The organism is Psychrobacter sp. UBA5136 (assembly GCF_002414005.1).
In the GTDB taxonomy this organism is placed as follows: domain Bacteria; phylum Pseudomonadota; class Gammaproteobacteria; order Pseudomonadales; family Moraxellaceae; genus Psychrobacter.
On sequence record NZ_DHYG01000024.1, the window covers coordinates 1 to 16,730 of the forward strand.

Annotated in this window: 15 protein-coding genes and 2 pseudogenes; 7 read left to right on the forward strand and 10 right to left on the reverse strand. The window is 42.9% G+C overall.

Annotation, left to right across the window (positions count from 1 at the left end):
• The first annotated feature begins 153 nt into the window (after nucleotides 1-153).
• Nucleotides 154-447 (forward strand): DUF3325 family protein, encoded by a 294-nt coding sequence (locus tag B4240_RS03010; protein ID WP_296236761.1) that lies wholly within the window; start codon nucleotides 154-156, stop codon nucleotides 445-447.
• A gap of 124 nt (nucleotides 448-571) precedes the next feature.
• Here B4240_RS03010 and B4240_RS03015 read toward each other — a convergent pair whose 3' ends face one another.
• The 10 genes and pseudogenes from B4240_RS03015 to B4240_RS03060 form a co-directional block, all read right to left on the reverse strand.
• Nucleotides 572-2,284, reverse strand: a complete 1,713-nt coding sequence (locus B4240_RS03015) for a multidrug ABC transporter permease/ATP-binding protein (RefSeq protein ID WP_296236762.1) — start codon at nucleotides 2,282-2,284, stop codon at nucleotides 572-574.
• Between the two features lie 153 nt (nucleotides 2,285-2,437).
• Nucleotides 2,438-2,845, reverse strand: a complete 408-nt coding sequence (locus B4240_RS03020) for a TonB-dependent receptor domain-containing protein (protein ID WP_296236763.1) — start codon at nucleotides 2,843-2,845, stop codon at nucleotides 2,438-2,440.
• Between the two features lie 95 nt (nucleotides 2,846-2,940).
• Nucleotides 2,941-3,840 carry a TonB-dependent receptor domain-containing protein gene (locus B4240_RS03025; protein WP_296236764.1) on the reverse strand — a complete coding sequence of 300 codons (900 nt, stop codon included), beginning with the start codon at nucleotides 3,838-3,840 and terminating at the stop codon, nucleotides 2,941-2,943.
• A gap of 73 nt (nucleotides 3,841-3,913) precedes the next feature.
• A complete protein-coding gene (locus B4240_RS03030) occupies nucleotides 3,914-4,438 on the reverse strand; it encodes an IS630 family transposase (protein WP_296236773.1) in 525 nt (174 codons plus the stop codon).
• Complete coding sequence (locus B4240_RS03035) at nucleotides 4,413-4,763, reverse strand: IS630 transposase-related protein (protein WP_296236765.1); 351 nt, start codon at nucleotides 4,761-4,763, stop codon at nucleotides 4,413-4,415. Before B4240_RS03035 ends, B4240_RS03030 begins: the two co-directional genes overlap by 26 nt.
• Nucleotides 4,764-4,827: 64 nt before the next feature.
• Nucleotides 4,828-5,525: pseudogene (locus B4240_RS03040) on the reverse strand (TonB-dependent receptor plug domain-containing protein); the annotation flags it as partial.
• A 93-nt stretch (nucleotides 5,526-5,618) separates the two neighbouring features.
• Nucleotides 5,619-7,592 carry a Fe(3+)-hydroxamate ABC transporter permease FhuB gene (gene fhuB, locus B4240_RS03045; RefSeq protein ID WP_296236766.1) on the reverse strand — a complete coding sequence of 658 codons (1,974 nt, stop codon included), beginning with the start codon at nucleotides 7,590-7,592 and terminating at the stop codon, nucleotides 5,619-5,621.
• Nucleotides 7,589-8,563 carry an ABC transporter substrate-binding protein gene (locus B4240_RS03050; RefSeq protein ID WP_068404788.1) on the reverse strand — a complete coding sequence of 325 codons (975 nt, stop codon included), beginning with the start codon at nucleotides 8,561-8,563 and terminating at the stop codon, nucleotides 7,589-7,591. Before B4240_RS03050 ends, fhuB begins: the two co-directional genes overlap by 4 nt.
• A complete protein-coding gene (locus tag B4240_RS03055; protein ID WP_296236767.1) occupies nucleotides 8,560-9,324 on the reverse strand; it encodes an ABC transporter ATP-binding protein in 765 nt (254 codons plus the stop codon). The genes B4240_RS03050 and B4240_RS03055 overlap by 4 nt, the downstream gene beginning before the upstream one ends.
• 89 nt (nucleotides 9,325-9,413) lie before the next feature.
• The gene (locus tag B4240_RS03060; RefSeq protein WP_296236768.1) at nucleotides 9,414-10,583 is read right to left on the reverse strand and encodes a siderophore-interacting protein; all 1,170 of its coding nucleotides are present in this window, start codon (nucleotides 10,581-10,583) and stop codon (nucleotides 9,414-9,416) included.
• 406 nt (nucleotides 10,584-10,989) lie between these two features.
• Here B4240_RS03060 and B4240_RS03065 point away from each other — a divergent pair, with 406 nt between their 5' ends.
• The 6 genes and pseudogenes from B4240_RS03065 (at nucleotide 10,990) to B4240_RS03090 (ending at nucleotide 16,128) form a co-directional block, all read left to right on the forward strand.
• Nucleotides 10,990-11,349 carry an ArsR/SmtB family transcription factor gene (locus tag B4240_RS03065; protein WP_296236769.1) on the forward strand — a complete coding sequence of 120 codons (360 nt, stop codon included), beginning with the start codon at nucleotides 10,990-10,992 and terminating at the stop codon, nucleotides 11,347-11,349.
• A gap of 47 nt (nucleotides 11,350-11,396) precedes the next feature.
• A pseudogene (gene arsC, locus B4240_RS03070) lies at nucleotides 11,397-11,723 on the forward strand (arsenate reductase (glutaredoxin)); the annotation flags it as partial.
• A 90-nt stretch (nucleotides 11,724-11,813) separates the two neighbouring features.
• Nucleotides 11,814-12,530, forward strand: coding sequence for an arsenical resistance protein ArsH (arsH, locus tag B4240_RS03075; protein WP_296236774.1), 717 nt, complete (start codon nucleotides 11,814-11,816; stop codon nucleotides 12,528-12,530).
• Between the two features lie 58 nt (nucleotides 12,531-12,588).
• Nucleotides 12,589-13,899, forward strand: coding sequence for an arsenic transporter (locus B4240_RS03080; RefSeq protein WP_296236770.1), 1,311 nt, complete (start codon nucleotides 12,589-12,591; stop codon nucleotides 13,897-13,899).
• Between the two features lie 116 nt (nucleotides 13,900-14,015).
• Nucleotides 14,016-14,294, forward strand: coding sequence for a peptidylprolyl isomerase (locus B4240_RS03085; protein WP_296236771.1), 279 nt, complete (start codon nucleotides 14,016-14,018; stop codon nucleotides 14,292-14,294).
• A 151-nt stretch (nucleotides 14,295-14,445) separates the two neighbouring features.
• Nucleotides 14,446-16,128, forward strand: a complete 1,683-nt coding sequence (locus tag B4240_RS03090) for an NAD-dependent malic enzyme (RefSeq protein WP_296236772.1) — start codon at nucleotides 14,446-14,448, stop codon at nucleotides 16,126-16,128.
• Nucleotides 16,129-16,730 lie beyond the last annotated feature (602 nt).

Below are 16,730 nucleotides of genomic sequence, written 5' to 3' on the forward strand. Positions count from 1 at the left end.
ATAGCTTATTTTGAAATATCTTTGCTAATTGATGACACGCCCTAGCGCTACTGTTTGCTTATATCACTTATGTGGTCAGTTTTAAGAAAGCATCTCACCAGCAAAAAATAAAGTCGCCTAGTCGTTCAAAGCTTCAGATGGAAAATGTATAGTATGTCTAACGTAGTGTTATCTGGATTGCTATTGGCATTTAATCTGTTAGGTATGATGGCATTAATGACGACCAGTAAAAGACATAGGGATAAGTTTCATCCTTATAAGCAGAAACGATATATCACTAAACAGCAATGGTTACGATGGCTGGGGTTGCTACTGCTATTGATAAGTTTTATCTTCCCTTTTTTTGCACCTCCTACTGGTTATTTTATCGTTGTCTGGTTTGCCAGCTTAATCGTAGCAGCAGGAGTTGTATATTTGAGCATGGTCATTTATGAAAAATTGGCCTAGTCAGTTTATATAAAAGCGCCAAATTCAAAATAAAATGCTGCTATAAAATTTCCCCGCTTGCAGTATGCTTTGATATTAAACATTTTAATAGTACGACTTATTAGCAATTATTCTAGCTGAGCAATTACTCTAACATAGCGATGGCGTCCGCACTGGCGCGCTGGCGTTCTTCTGCATTTAGCTCTGTCAGCCTTCCTTCTTTCATCATCAGCAAGCGGTCAGCATGCTCAAAATAACCGTCGTCATGACTGATAATAAACAGTGTTTTGCCCATGGCTCTTAATTCAGGAATCAGCGTTTGATAAAATACTCGGCGAAAAGCAGGGTCTTGGTCAGCGGCCCATTCATCGAGCAGCAGAAAGTCTTTTTGTTCGGCGACAGCGAGCAGCATGGCCAAGCGTTTGCGTTGTCCTTGTGACAGCTTGTCGGTAGACAATCGATGGTCAGTTACCGTCACTTTATCTTGCAAATTTAATTTATGTAGCCACTCAGTTACTAAGGACCTATCAGGGTCATTGTCTTGGCTGCCAATGAGTTGTTTAAAAAGATGTTGATCGCTAAAAATGGCAGAAAATAGCTGCCGATAATGGCTATTATTGTCCGAATCAATCACCTGTTTGTCTACTTTTACAGCGCCTGTCGTAGGCGTAAAAATACCAGTAATGATTTTTGCAAGGGTAGATTTACCGCTGCCATTAGAGCCTATCAAAAATACCACTTCGCCGCGCTTCAAGGTGAGATTGACGTTTTTTAGAATATAATCAGTAAGCATCTCTCTTTCAGGTACACCTTCTTGTGTATGGTGGTTTATACCTTGATAGCGATAGCTCACATTGTTCAGTGAGATGGTCTGCCAGTCATTTGCTGCGATATTGGTTAAAAACGCTGGCTGATAATCAGCAAGTGCCAACGTCTGTATTTTATCTAACGCGACTTGCGCCGTTTGTAAAGTGGGATAAGCGCCAACGGCTTGTAGCAGCGGCGATTGCATAAATAAAATGGTTAAAGAAAAAGTGGTGGCAACGCTCATGGGTATATTAAGATAGTTTGAGACCGCAAAGACGACGCCAATCGCTGCAAACATCATAATGTTCGACCAATTCACTGCTGATAAGTGAAAGGTATCCGCTTTAATAACGCGCTTTTTATAGGATTGGGCGTGACTCAAAAACTCATTGGTATACAGCTTTTGCGCGCGGTGCTGATTAAGCGCAAGCTCTTTTCGTCCTTCGATAATAGATTGATAATCTTGATACAAAAGATCATTAATCTCCCTTAATTCTGTTAAGTGCTTATAAACGTGCTTCACCAAAATAGTGCTTATCCAAATCGTCATTACAATCCAAACCATGATGATCAGCAATAGTGGCAATGACAACCAACCCAAATATAAGGCGACTCCGCTAGATAAAATTACCCCTTGAACCAACTCTGGCATACGGACAAAGGCGACGGTAATCGATTGGATATCGGTAGACAAGCTGGCGAGTAGTTGGGCGTTTCCTAACTTGTCAATCTGCGGAACGTTGGTATCGATGATTTGTTTGACCAGCTTGGTTCTGAGCTCATACACAAATCTATGACCCAAGCGGGTTAGGGCATATTGTGATAAAAAAGTCGTGACCAATAGCAGAACCACTAACGCTGAAAAATAGCCTAAGCTCTGCCATGACAAGGTATTAAAAACAGGCTGACTGATAAAGGTGTGGTTAATATAAGCAATAATACCCACACTGACCGCCGCATTGACTAAATTTAATAAGATAACTTTGAGAAAAGGCAGGCGATAATGCGACCAGATCATATGATATAGAGAAGCTGTAGCGCGAGAGGACATAATGACTCAATAATAAAATGAATTTTGCGTATTTTTAGATAGCACAAAAGGGAGTAGGTGGCGCCTAATCCCTTTTATTTAACTCTGGTAATGATTCTATAACGATAATTTAATCAGTATAGTAGTCTCATTGGCGAAGCTTAGCGTTTAAATTTAAAAGTCAAACGTCGCCGAAACTTTTAACGCCGTGGGTTCACCGGCATTTAAATAACCAGCATCTGTATAGCCACCGACTGACTGCCAATAATCTTCGCCCGTGACATTGGTTACCATGCCTTTTAAGGTGACATCTTGTCCTGCTAGCACGGTTTTATAGCGGGCTCCAAGATCTAACGTCGTATAACCGTCAACTTTTAAGGTATTGGCATTATCGGCATAACGAGGGCCTGTATGAATGATGTCACCTGTTAAGGTTAATCCTTCGAGTGCCGCAACATCATATTCTAGATTAACGTTACTTTGTAAGGTAGGAAGACCAATGACTTTATTACCATCTAACGCCGCATCACCGGTGTCCTTTTGTTTGGCACTTAAATAACTGACCCCCGCATTTAGGCGCATATTTTCGCTAGGGCTACCAAATACGGTCAGTTCTACGCCTTGGTAACAGGAGCATTGTTATTTGTCTGAGGGGTTGTTTTTCCTGGCGCTAAGCTTTAAATATAGTTACCGTAGAACGACCAATCCATGTTTGGTTGATAAACAATACCGATACTTGGTGTCCATCTGCTTTCATCGTAGTTGCTGGTTTGAGCTTGAGTATCAGGATTGTAGCTGGCTGCTTCTATATTCTGATGACGTACACCCAAGGTGGTCTTTAGTTTGTCGTCAAACAAAAAGAAGGTATCCGCTAGCGCAAAGCTTTGTAATTTTTTTTCATTGGTGAGTGTTGGGTTATTTGAATTACCCGCAAAAATGGCGCTCTCTGACCAGCTGTTATTACGATATTTAGTAGGGCGATACAAGTTTGTGGGGAGTGCACTATCGAAAGCGTAAGCGCCTTTTTCTTCTTGATCGTATATATCAGCTGCTAACACCCAATCATGACCAATTTTACCCGTTTGTAATTTACCACGTAGACCAATTTCAGCGCTTTGGACTTTATCTTCTCGAATATTATCAAATCGAGAGGTAGTGCCACTGCCATCATTATTAGTTACTGTGAGGTCTGATAAAGAATTGTCTTCATCACCACGTCGTATGCCGTAAGCACCATAAGCAGTGATATTGTCACTAAAGTCATATTCACCTCGAATGGTACCAAAGATATCTTTTTCATCTGAGTACGTCCAAGGCTGCGCCCAATTTTTTGAGCCGTCTGGCGCTTTTGGTACACGAGAAACACCGCCGAGATTGACACTAGGGCGAGTTTCTTTGAGTTTGTTATCTTGCCAGCCCAAATCTGCTGATAATCGGTATTGCTCGCCTTTATAATCTAGACCAAGGGCTGCCAATCCTAATGTTGAAGATTCATCATCGATGGCACTATCGCCATCTTGATAAGCGGCATTAAAGCGCACGCCAAATGCATCCTCAGTGCCAAAACGGTCACTCACGTCGACGGCAATTTTACCTTGGTCACCTTGACCATAACCAAGCGTTAATTGACGTAGCGGGTCATTACTATAGTCAGTTCAAAATAAAATTGTTATGGTTAGGACAAACATCATAAAACAATTTGGATAAGTCGTTTTCCAACCAGCCTTGGCGTAGAAACTTCACCTGAGCCCATTTCTTTTCGATAGGGTTTAGGTCTGGGCTGTACGGCGGCAACCAAAGAATACGATGCCCGTGCCTGTTTAGTAGCTTTTGAATGCGTTTGCTCTTATGAAATCTGGCGTTATCCATCACAATCACGCATTTGGTTTTAAGACTTGGGATTAGGGTTTGTTTACACCAGTGGTAGAATATGCTGCTGTTGATGTTTGTCTCAAAGTAATCAAACGCAAACAGCATCTTTTCATACAGAGCACCAATAACGTTGGTTCGCTTTTTACCTTGCCAGTTGTAGCTATCGATACAAGGCTTACCAATCGGTGCATAACCATGAGAGCGAATGGTCTCGTGCTCAAAGCCGCTTTCGTCCATATATACAATGGGGTAGCCTTGCTGCTTAAAGTGCTCAAGCTTATTCTGATACGCCGCTCTTTTGATCGGACAGGCTTTTGGATGTTCTAAAGTCTTTTTTTTGACTGATGCCTAGGCGCTTTAGGGCATGATGAATGCCTGTTTTACTACAGTTTAAACGACGTGCTCGCTCATACTGATAATCATCAGGATGTTCTTTGACATCATTGAGTAGCACGTCATCTGGTATTTTATAGGGTTTGGTTTGCCTGGTTGTTTTACTATGAACACGTCTCTTCCAGTTTTGTATGGTGGTTGGGCTGAGGTTATAGAATTTAGCTGCCTCGGCAAAGGTCATACCCTCGTCTATACTTTTTAGTACCTGTTTGCGAAAATCTAGTGAGTAAGTCATGGTCTTTATAATAACAATTGGGTTTGATAATTAGTTTATAACACTTTTAGGTGGAATTGACTATAGCACGTTTTGGTAATAGGTTAATCGTACCACCAGCATTGCCGCCACTAGGTGCGGCACCATTTAGCATGGCAGAAGCGCCGCGTTGGACTTCAACACGCTCGAACAGCTCCGTTGCGATATACTGTCGGGGCAAAATACCGTATAAGCCATTAAACATCGTATCATCTGATGTGGTGATCAAACCGCGCATAAAGTAAGCTTCTTGAAAGTTACCAAAACCTCTAGCCACGCGGACGGTCGGGTCTTTTTTGAGCAGGTCGCCCACGCTTTGGGCTTGTTGGTTGGCAATATACTCGTTGGTATAAGAAGTGGTAGAAAATGGCGTATCCATGATATCTTGATTGCCTAAAATCCCTACGCGGCTTCCCGTCGCCACTTGGCCACCTTCGTAAGCATCTGGCAATCCATCTGCTGACGCATCCGCACTACTGGTCACCACAATCGTATCAAGTACCACACTTGGCACATCTGATTGACTGTCATTATTTATATCGGTTTGTGCCCATGCTGCTTGGCTTGCAGCAAGTAAAACGACTGAAGTAGAGAGGTGAAAGATAGACAGTGCTTTTACTGAAAGTGAATGACGCGCTCTATTAGATGCTTTAAGGCAAAATAGAGCAGAATATAGGCGAGACAATTGCATGAATGTTACCAATATGTAAGTTAAATCACTATTATAATGATAAGCATTTTCATTACAATAGTGGCGCGTTATTAATTTTAAAAATTTTTAAAGCCCTAAATAGCGATAATGTTGTCATGTCGTTATTGAAGTATTAACCATATAGGTTACGCTCTAATACGCCGCATCAAATATAGAAAATAAGCGCCGCCAATAATGGCAGCGATGGTGCCAGCAGGTATCTCATAGGGAAATATGAGATAGCGTCCAACCCAGTCTGCTATGACCATTAAGCCCGCGCCTAGGATAGCGGACAGTTGAATTTGACGTTTGAGCTTCACCGCGCCTAATGTGCTGGCGAGGTGAGGAATCATCAGACCCACAAAACTGAGCGGACCCACTGCCAACGTTGATATCGTACTCAGTAATGCTACAAGAATGAGTATCAAGCTTTGATACAATCTCAAAGATACCCCAAGCTCACGGGCAATCCCGCTACCTAGGCTCAATATTTCTAATGGTTTGATCACCATAAAGCTTAATAGGAAAAGTATAAAAGCCAACCCTACTAAAATCCATGCCGTTTCTGGACTGGCAAGGTACGTAGAACCTGATAGCCAACTTAGCACCGCTTGTAGCCGTTGATCGCCAGATATTTTTACCAGACTTAATAGTCCGCCCATCAATGCGGCAATGGCCACACCAACCAACAATAAATAAGCTGGGTTGATTCGACGGGCAAGCCATAAGATCAAGCTAAGGACAATAAAAGCGCCCAATAATCCTGATAATATAATGCCTGTGTAGCCAAAACTGGGTAGGAAAACAAAGGCCAGTACCACACCTATCGCCGAGCCTGAGCTGATACCGAGTACTTCAGGGCTGGCCATCGGGTTACGTGTCAAGGTTTGTAGCAGCACGCCAGCAGTGGCTAGCATTATGCCAGTGGCGGCTGCGCTTAACGTGCGAGGCAATCTAAAGTCAATAATTAAATGTCCTAGCGTACTAAGCTGCCAGCCATTTGAAGTCGCCGTAAAGATAAGTACGCCTACTATCAACAGTATTAAGGCGATTCCCCAACCTATTAAATGAGTGTCACGGCGTTCTGAAACCAAAGTCGGTATAACCTCATCGGTATGTTGACGACTTTGGCTCACGATTAACCATATTACCAATGGCGCACCAAGTATGGCCGTCATTGCATCAGCAGGAATATTTAGGCTTAAATAATGTTGTAATAGCGTCGTGGCATTACTGGTGATCCATAACAACAGCGCCCCAAACACATAACTCAAAAGCAGGCGGTAACCAATACGCCGTACCGAAAATACATTAACCAGCGTGGCAGCCCCTAAGCCAATAAAACCAATAGGGCCCACGCGACTGACGACAAGGGCAGTCAGTAGGGCCACCAATCCCACCACCAATCCACGAATGAGGTTGATAGGAACGCCCAAACTTTTGGCTTGCCTATCATCTAAGCTCATTATTTCTAATGGCTTTAATAAAGGCATTAAGCTAATAAAGGCGACCACACTAGCGGTGCTTAATACGGTAGATACTTGCCAGTTATTCTGCGTGAGACTGCCCGCCGCCCACACCATAACGTTTAAGGTTTCTTCAGCATAATAAATCAATAATAAAGCAGTAATAGCGCCCAATAAAATATTGGTCACCAGTCCGCCAAGCACCAATACCAAAGGATTCATGCGACTAGGCGCAGCTAGAAGAAAAACAATCGCCATACTACCAAGCGCGCCAACAAAGGCGACCCAAAAACTTCCCCCTAACGCCAAACTAGGTAGAAATAACGTGACAATGAGCAGCGCCATGTTTGCACCGCTACCGACTGCCAATGTCGTGTCTGAGGCCAGTGTATTTTTCACCAGCTGTTGTAATAACATACTGACCAATCCTAAAAGGCCACCAGCGGTCAATGCTACCAACATGGTCGGTAGGATTTGTAGCTGGATACTCATGTCCGAAAGTGATAGGTCAAACGAGGGGGTGAACAATTCTAAAAAAGTGAGAGGCCATAGCTGATGTACGACTGCATAACTGCTGACTACTGCTAGCAGCATTAAGAAAACGACCATCATATAAATGCGGTTAGCTGACAAAGAATTATTTTTATTCATCATAAATCGGTATGGCCTACAAAAGTGACATTCGTTAAGCGCTCGGCCAAGACATTCATAGAAGCCACGCCACTGTTGTTCCATGTCGCAGGTAGTAAGGTGATACAGCGGCCTTTTTTGCTCGATGCATGCGCTTGATCAAAGGAATAACCCAAGCGCTGCCACACTAAGCTGTCTTCTAATTCAAGTTTGAGAAGGTCACTAAGAGGTTCAACGACCACAAGGCAAGTATCGTCATCAAGCTGCGCTAAATCTCCTAGCATAATGGGCGTAAACCCCCATTGATTGCCATCTGCCAACGCCACTAGCTGTAGTCCCATCGTCTCTAAAGCAGGTTGAAACAAGCTGTTATAAGAAAACATACGCAAATTATTGGTATCGGCAAATTGCACGACAGCCAATTTTTTGATATGAGGATAACGCGCGTGAAAAGTCTGTCCTGCTTGAATGATTTGTTTCTTACTGTTGTCTAAATAATCTTGTGCGGCTTGCGGTTTATTGATAGATCGGCCCAATTCTAACGTCGGCTCTATAAAGTCCTCCCACTTTGCAATGTTGTTAGGACTGGTCAATTCAATAGAGTGGATAGGCAAATCGCCGTACATAGGACGCAGATGCGCATAAAAATCGTTGTCTATGACCAAATCTAAGTCTAGCTGTGAGAGCATTTCAGGATTGGGCTGATAGCGTGTTCCTACGTCGAGAGTCGTATCAGGTATAAGAGGCTTACCGACCCATTCTCTATAGAAAGGTTTATCACCCATAGCAACTGGTGGGTATCCCATGGCAGTCAGCGTCGCCGCAATACCCCAATCAGGCGTCATGACTTTAGGCGCTTTTTGATTGTCTTTAGGCGACATTGCTTGTGGCGCTTGTGGTGCTTGTGAGGTGGCGTCAGACGACTGGCAACCGCTTAACAATAAACTTGAGCATAATGCCACACATAGCCCGAACGAAAAGGTGAGTGCTTTCATATAACCGCGACTTTATGAGTAGTGGTAGGATGGGTTAGTAGGGTAAAATCGACACCAAATATGGAGCGCAGTACATCCTTTTCCATGGTGCGTTTGACATCACTCATATGGCACAGCTTGCCTTGTTTTAGGGCGATAAAATCATCACAAAATCTTGCTGCTAAATTTAGGTCGTGCAGGATAATCACAACACCTAAGCCTTGCTCGTCGACCAATTGACGAATCAGTTTTAACACTTCTATTTGATAGACCACATCCAGCGCCGCTAGTGGCTCATCCAATAGCAGATACTTTGTCTGTTGGGCAAGGCACATCGCCAACCAGACGCGCGCACGCTCACCACCTGACAACGTTGATACTTGACGATCTCTAAAGGCGTCAACTTGAGTGAGGGCGATGGCTTTTTCTACTTGTTGATGATCATCAGCAGTCGGCTTTTGTAGCCATTTTTGATGAGGGTATCTGCCCAACATCACAAGCTCATAGACCGTAAAAGCACCCGCATCAGGTAGATTTTGCGGTAAGTAGGCAAGATGCGTCGCCAGTCTTTTAGCGGAAAAACTTCGCAAATCTGTATTTTCTATTTCAATGCCACCTTGCGTGGGTGTCATCTCTCCTGCCATGGCTTTTATAAGGCTAGATTTACCAGAACCATTATGCCCAATGAGGGCATACAGTTTATTTGGTTCGATGATAAAAGAAGTCGGGTGAAGCAAAACTTTTTTTTGACGAATTAGGCTTAGATTATTGATGTGCATCATAGTGAGCAGTCGAAAGTAAATGGGGCATTTTAAAGAAAAGTAGCTGGTTAATGCAAATGATTTTCATTTTATTTATGGAATTGAAGCAGTTATTGAGCGCGCCAATAGACTTTTATGACCATATCTTGACGAGATAAACCAAGGGTGGATTTTAATCGTTGTCTTAATGACTTGATGTCCGCCGCTTCAAGCGCACCCCATACCTTGCCAATCTTAAGAGGCAATGTCGTTAATCTTGCATGTAATAAGCTCATGATTTGTTCAGAAAGATCGGTTGTTGGCGTCTTAATGATATGAAGTAGATTGTCTTGTAGAAAACGCTCATCATGACCTAAGTGCTGACAGAGATTGAGAGTGTGTAAATAACTGATGTCTTCTGGATCTTCGGTGATAGCAATGACAAGGGGCGGCAACGGATTTTGCCAGTTTTCTAATAGATTGGCGACGGTAGGCAGAGAGGTTTCATCGCAAATTAATAAGCATTGTCCCTCACTGAGGTGTTCTATTTTTTCTGGATAGTCGCGCACCGTTTTTATTGGCATACCGCAGACGAGAGAGCGTGCCCAATTACCACCTGGCGTGTCGCCATGGATATAAACATCTATCCAAGCTTGAACAGACGAGCTGATTGGATCTCGCCATGCTTTTCGCAGGGTGTAGTAGCGCTGTAAAGGTTTATCGTTATTTTCTGACTCATTATTTGTGGTAGAGAGAACATCAGAGTTCAACTCAAATAAATAAGCATAGCCGGGATGATTGAGTGGGATATTATCAGGCGCTGTGACCACTAGTCGATACATATTAGGACTGACATAATAACCATCAATCACGCTAAAGTGCTGTTCTTGAAGTTTGATTGTACGCTTACCAAGCTTAGTAGCGGATGCCTGCAATAACGCTATATATTGCTCATGTAGTGTCTCAGCGTCGCTAATAGGCACAAAAAAGTTGATAAAGTATTGATGATTAAAACTGGAAGAGTTTTCAGCGGGGCTGTTATTAATAGGGCTGCTATCTTTGAATGCATTAAAATCATTTTGATAACGATTCATCGTAATAACGTCTAACAGAAGGCCGTCGGGATACAGTTCTTTTATCGATACTATGTCGTACTCGCCGACTGAGGCAGGGGTAAAGGCATTGATAAACATCGCAAGTTCATCTTGATGCTCTTCATTGAGATGATGAATGAACATGGCTTTATCAGCGATGGTTAATGGGGTTTTATCGGTATCATAACGAGTAAGCGTTTCAGCCATAAAGTGTCATCCAAGCCAAAAAATCATATAACGGTTAATTCACATAACAGTCAAGGAGTAGGCATCTAGAAATTTAAAGTAGTGGAAAATAGAGATAAAAATAGCAGAGGTTTAATCAATAAGTATTGCTAGCTAAACAAGGTGATAGAATACAGCAATCGATAACGTGAATTGAAAACATCTAGATGTTATTGATAAGCATTAACATCTAGATTATTATTACGGTAATACGGCTGAGTGTCAATGTATTTTATAAGTTTAAAGGCGTGCCTTCTAATACAAAACCCTGAAATTAGCAACGACTCCTAAAAACATCTTCAGTATATCGAGCCAGAACTGACCAATAACTTAAAGCTAATTTCAAAATAACCTTGATTTATTTTATTATGTCTATAGTATTGGACAAATGGAAATAATTAATGCTACTACCAGCTTTGCTGCACTCTCTCAAGAAACTCGCTTAAAGGCCTTTAGACTGTTGGTCAGCCATGAACCTGATGGTTTGCCTGCTGGTGAAATCGCCCGCAGACTTGATGTGCCCCACAATACGATGTCGGCTCATTTGGCTATCTTGGCCCGAGCAGGGTGGGTAACCTCTCAGCGCCACAGTCGCCAAATCATCTATCGAGCTTCTCTTACGCATATGGAATCTGTCATTCAGTTTTTATTAAAAGACTGCTGTGCGGGTTACCCAGAAATGTGTGGCCCGCTTTTAGAAAGTTTGAGAGGTTGTGATAGCGAATCCTCCGACAAATCCCATAATTAAACTTTATCTTTTTAAATATAAACTCTTCTAACCGTATAAAGGTCGTTATGACACCTATTATTTTTCACAACCCAAACTGCGGCACGTCTCGCAATACCTTAGCCATCATAAAAGCATCGGGCGAGTTGCCCAATATTATTGAATACCTCAAGACACCGCCGACGCGTGAGTATTTACTTGAATTATTGGCCTTGATGAAGCTCTCACCGCGTGAAATATTACGGCAAAAAGAAATGATTGCTTTGGGGCTGGATGGCGCCCAATTATCGGATGAACAAATTATTGATGCCATGCTAGCACATCCTATTTTGATGAATCGTCCTCTTGTAGTCACTGATAAGGGTGCTGCATTATGCCGACCTTCAGAGCGAGTGTTTGATTTATTAGACAATCCAGTGAATCGCTTTACCAAAGAAGATGGTGAAGTCGTTCAATCTGCTAAAGGTAAGACTTCGGACATAACGATCGATTTGACAGAATTACCAAATATAGAAGCAGCAGAGCTGCAACCGATTGATATTGATGCTCTGATTGGTGCAAATGATCCGCGTCATCCACCAAGAATCTTGGTGTTATACGGCTCTTTACGCGCGCGCTCCTTTTCTAAATTAGCCAGCCAAGAGGTGAGTCGGATATTGCGTTGGTATGGTTGTGAGGTGCGTACGTTTGATCCCACAGACCTGCCGTTGCCTGATAGTACCGATGTCAATCATCCAAAAGTACAAGAACTGCGTGAGCTAGCAGCGTGGTCAGAAGGCATGGTATGGGTAAGCCCCGAGCGTCATGGCAGTATCACTAGCATCATGAAAGCGCAAATTGACTGGATTCCACTGGCACTTGGCGGCGTGCGTCCCACCCAAGGCAAAACGCTGGCGGTGATGCAAGTAAGCGGTGGCAGTCAGAGCTTCAATACCGTCAATCAGCTACGTATTTTAGGCCGCTGGATGCGCATGATTACCATACCCAATCAGTCGTCTATTCCTAAAGCTTTTTTGGAGTTCGATGACAATAATCGTATGTTGAATTCGCCTTTATATCAGCGTGTGGTTGATGTGTGTGAGGAATTGGTCAAGTTTACTTGGCTCACACGCGGTCGCTCCTCTTATCTAACCGATCGCTATTCTGAACGTGTCGAAAGTGCAGGAGAATTATCGCAACGCGTCAATCAAAAAGCCCTCTAAACTCAAATGTGATTAACGTTAACCTTTTCTAATACCATTGTTTTATTAAGGCACCTTTATGCTTGCGTTAGCGATTTTCATCGTCACTTTGGCTTTGGTGATATGGCAGCCAAAAGGGTTGGGTATCGGTTGGAGTGCAATGGGCGGCGCATTGGTCGCCCTACTTTTTGGAGTAGTGCAATTATCCGATGTAGCTGTCGTTTGGGATATCGTCTGGGATGCTACCTTTACCTTTGTGGCGCTTATTATCATCTCATTGATATTAGATGAGGCAGGGTTTTTTGGTTGGGCGGCATTGCATGTAGCAAGATTAGGCAATGGTCGAGGTCACTTATTGTTTCCCATGATTGTAATTTTAGGAGCATTCATTGCCGCCTTTTTTGCCAATGATGGGGCGGCGTTATTGCTCACACCTATTGTTATCGCTGTCCTACTGCGCCTGGATTTTGCACCCAAATCGGCCTTAGCTTTTATTATCGCCACCGGTTTTATTGCTGATACGGCAAGCTTGCCATTAGTAACATCTAATCTGGTCAATATCGTGAGCGCCAATTATTTTGATATTGGTTTTGGGCGCTATGCGGCGGTTATGGTGCCAGTCAATATCGTGTCTGTTATCGCAACGCTACTGGTATTGTGGATCGCTTATGCGCGTCATATTCCAAAACATTATGCTACTGATAATCTGCTTGCGCCGCAGTCTGCTATCAAAGACCTTTTGGTTTTTCGCGCCGCCTTTCCAGTATTAGCCTTATTACTTATTGCTTATTTTGCCACTGAGTCATTAGGTATAGTGATTTCATTGGTGACTGGTATCGCGGCGCTAGTGCTGGTGGCAATCGCAGGTCGCTGGTGGCAAGGAGGTCGTGATACCAAGTTTTCTGTGACCCATGTGCTACGCAAAGCACCCTGGCAAATCGTGCTGTTTTCAATCGGTATGTATTTGGTGGTCTATGGCTTGAGTAATGCAGGACTCACAGCATATGGCGCGCAAACCCTAAACTGGTTAGGTCAGCAAGGAGATATTGCTGCCACATTAGGAACTGGCTTTATTTCTGCTATCGTGGCTTCAGTCATGAATAATATGCCCTCAACGCTTATCGGCGCACTCGCTATTGATCATGCCCAAGTACCTGCGGCCACGCGTGAGCTGATGATTTATGCCAATGTCATCGGCAATGACTTGGGACCAAAATTTACCCCCATTGGTAGTTTAGCAACCTTGCTATGGCTACATGTACTGGCGGAAAAGGATTATAAGATTAGCTGGGGTCAGTATATGAAGGTTGGCTTATTAATTACGCCACCCGTACTATTAGCAACCCTTCTAGCTTTGGTGATTTGGTTACCTATGCTACCGAGCGGTTAAGTTGCAATTCACTCATTTTGCTCGGTAAATGCTCTTGTTTACCCGCTGAGGGTAGTAACCAAAGTCAGTAGTGATATAATGCCCCGTTCATCGATATTTTATGAAAGGTTTACATTATGGCCCGTACCGCTAGCGCATTACACATTTTAGTAAAAGACAAAGAGTTGGCTGACGACATCATTGCCAAGCTTAAAAAAGGTGCCCAGTTTGATGTGCTGGCTAAGAAACACTCAACCTGCCCATCAGCTAAAAAAGGCGGCAACTTAGGTGAATTTACTAAAGGTCAAATGGTACCGGCATTTGATAAAGTCTGCTTTAACGGCGAACTCTTTACCCCGCATTTAGTAAAAACCAAATTTGGCTGGCATGTGGTTAAAGTGCTTTATAGAACGTAAGAGTAAGAGTCGGCGCTTTTATAAGTGCTCCGTATCTCACTTACTTATAAGTAATAATCCTGAGCTCTATTTTCTCAAAAACATAAAAGATATGAAGTTTGCAAACGACTAAACTTTATACCACCACACGTAATGTTAAGAAGATTCAAATATGTCAAACGAACGTCCTTTATATATCCCTTTTGCTGGACCAATATTGTTAGAGATGCCTTTATTAAATAAGGGCAGCGCTTTTACCTCAGAGGAGCGTGATAGCTTTAACTTAACTGGTTTATTACCGTACAACATCGAGACAATCGAAGAGCAATCATTACGCGCTTATCATCAACTCAGCTCCTTTAGCAATGATATGGATAAGCACATTTATTTGCGTAATATTCAAGATACCAATGAGACCTTGTTTCATCATCTGATTGAGCAGCATATTGAAGAGGTGATGCCGCTCATCTATACCCCAACGGTCGGTCAAGCTTGCGAACAATTCTCCAAAATTTATCGCCGTAAACGCGGTTTATTTATCTCTTATCCTGAGCGTCATAAAATCGATGATATCTTGCAAAATGCCACCAAACAAAAGGTAAAAGTGATTGTCGTCACCGATGGTGAGCGTATATTAGGTTTAGGTGACCAAGGCATTGGCGGTATGGGTATTCCCATTGGTAAATTGTCTTTATATACGGCTTGTGGCGGCATCAGCCCCGCGTATTGCCTGCCTATTTTATTAGATGTGGGCACCAATAATAAACAACTGCTCGACGACCCTATGTACATGGGCTGGAGGAATCCGCGTATCTCTGGTGAGGAATACAATGAATTTGTAGATTTATTTATTCAAGGCGTTAAGCGCCGTTGGCCAGAGGCGCTATTGCAATTTGAAGACTTTGCCCAAGAAAACGCCACTCCATTATTAAACAGATACCGTGATCAATTGTGCTGCTTTAATGATGACATCCAAGGCACCGCAGCCGTTTCAGTCGGAACCTTGATTGCGGCATGTTTAAATAAAGGTGAAAAACTGAGTCAACAAAGAATCGCCTTTTTAGGTGCAGGCTCAGCGGGCTGCGGTATCGCTGAACATATTATTCGTCAAATGCAGCGTGAAGGCTTGAGTGAGGCGCAGGCGCGTAGTCAAGTCTTTATGGTAGACCGTTATGGTTTGCTTACCGATAGCATGACAGAGTTGCAAAAATTCCAAGCTCCATTGGTGCAAAAAGAATCTGCTCTTGCAGGATGGGATAAGAGTCAAAAGCTCGGTTTGGCGCAAGTGGTTAAACAAGGGAAAATCACCGTCTTGTTTGGCGTCAGCGGGCAAAAAGGTCTGTTTACCCAAGAGGTGATTGAAACCTTATGTGCTAATACGGAACATCCCATTGTATTGCCGCTGTCAAACCCAACCTCTCGCGTTGAAGCCACGCCGCAGGAAGTGACCAATTGGAGCAAGGGTAAAGCCATTATAGCAACGGGCAGTCCTTTTCCTAATACCACTTTTGCCGGTCGGACGTTTGAAGTTTCCCAGTGTAATAATAGCTACATTTTCCCCGGTATTGGTTTAGGGGTTATAGCGTCACGCGCGAAGGGTATCAGTGATAATATGTTAATGGCTGCAAGCCAAGCACTGGCGGATATATCAATGGAATACGTAAAAGCGCCGGGCGCCATATTACCGCCAATTAAGGTCATTAGAGAAATCAGTGAAAAAATAGCTTATGCAGTCGCCTTGCAAGCGGTTGAAGATAAATTGGCTTTACCTATAACGGTAGAAAATTTAGAACGTCGCTTAAAAGCTAACTTCTGGGAACCTAAATACCGTAATTATCGTCGTACTTCCTTTTAGCTGCTAAAAAGTACAGTTAAAAAGCTCTACATACAAAAAAACCTCTTAAATTCCTGCTAAATCGGATTTTAAGAGGTTTTTTATATTTGCATTGTAGAGGTGCTGTCAGGTAATGCCAAGTGTTTAATAAAGACTGTTAACTACGCATAACAGGTGTTTAAAGGAATTGAGGTAGTGTGAGGTTATGGCGAAAGAAAATGGTTGGTGCGCTCAGTGCCGTTCAAACCCCAGTATTAAGCACATCACCTAAGTAGAACACTAAATGGAAAAAAGTTGCCAGTACTATACAGATCACAGCATTGGCAACCTTCTTACTTCTATCAAAATCAGTTACAGCGTATATTAATTTATAAGCTTGATATTCATACAACCACACTAATCGGGCGGTTGATATTTAACAAATAACAAGCCAGCATACAAAATAAACTTTCCTTACTATCAAACTCGCTTAAGGTAGTGCCAATTCCAAGTAATACCAATCCCAACAATTAAAGTTGCGCCCAAGTACGAGCAGTTAAAGACCGAATCCTCCGTGGCTGTTTAAGCAAATTATTCCAAGCCAAGCAAGCGGCATCGACAATAGCCTCATAACTGTCATAACA

Excerpts from the sequence above, each read along its gene's own strand:
- B4240_RS03010 (WP_296236761.1), top strand. The coding sequence starts at position 154 with ATGTCTAACGTAGTGTTATCTGGATTGCTATTGGCATTTAATCTGTTA.
- B4240_RS03015 (WP_296236762.1), bottom strand. The coding sequence starts at position 2,284 with ATGTCCTCTCGCGCTACAGCTTCTCTATATCATATGATCTGGTCGCAT.
- B4240_RS03020 (WP_296236763.1), bottom strand. The coding sequence starts at position 2,845 with ATGCGCCTAAATGCGGGGGTCAGTTATTTAAGTGCCAAACAAAAGGAC.
- B4240_RS03035 (WP_296236765.1), bottom strand. The coding sequence starts at position 4,763 with ATGACTTACTCACTAGATTTTCGCAAACAGGTACTAAAAAGTATAGAC.
- fhuB (WP_296236766.1), bottom strand. The coding sequence starts at position 7,592 with ATGATGAATAAAAATAATTCTTTGTCAGCTAACCGCATTTATATGATG.
- B4240_RS03050 (WP_068404788.1), bottom strand. The coding sequence starts at position 8,563 with ATGAAAGCACTCACCTTTTCGTTCGGGCTATGTGTGGCATTATGCTCA.
- B4240_RS03055 (WP_296236767.1), bottom strand. The coding sequence starts at position 9,324 with ATGATGCACATCAATAATCTAAGCCTAATTCGTCAAAAAAAAGTTTTG.
- B4240_RS03060 (WP_296236768.1), bottom strand. The coding sequence starts at position 10,583 with ATGGCTGAAACGCTTACTCGTTATGATACCGATAAAACCCCATTAACC.
- B4240_RS03065 (WP_296236769.1), top strand. The coding sequence starts at position 10,990 with ATGGAAATAATTAATGCTACTACCAGCTTTGCTGCACTCTCTCAAGAA.
- B4240_RS03080 (WP_296236770.1), top strand. The coding sequence starts at position 12,589 with ATGCTTGCGTTAGCGATTTTCATCGTCACTTTGGCTTTGGTGATATGG.
- B4240_RS03085 (WP_296236771.1), top strand. The coding sequence starts at position 14,016 with ATGGCCCGTACCGCTAGCGCATTACACATTTTAGTAAAAGACAAAGAG.
- B4240_RS03090 (WP_296236772.1), top strand. The coding sequence starts at position 14,446 with ATGTCAAACGAACGTCCTTTATATATCCCTTTTGCTGGACCAATATTG.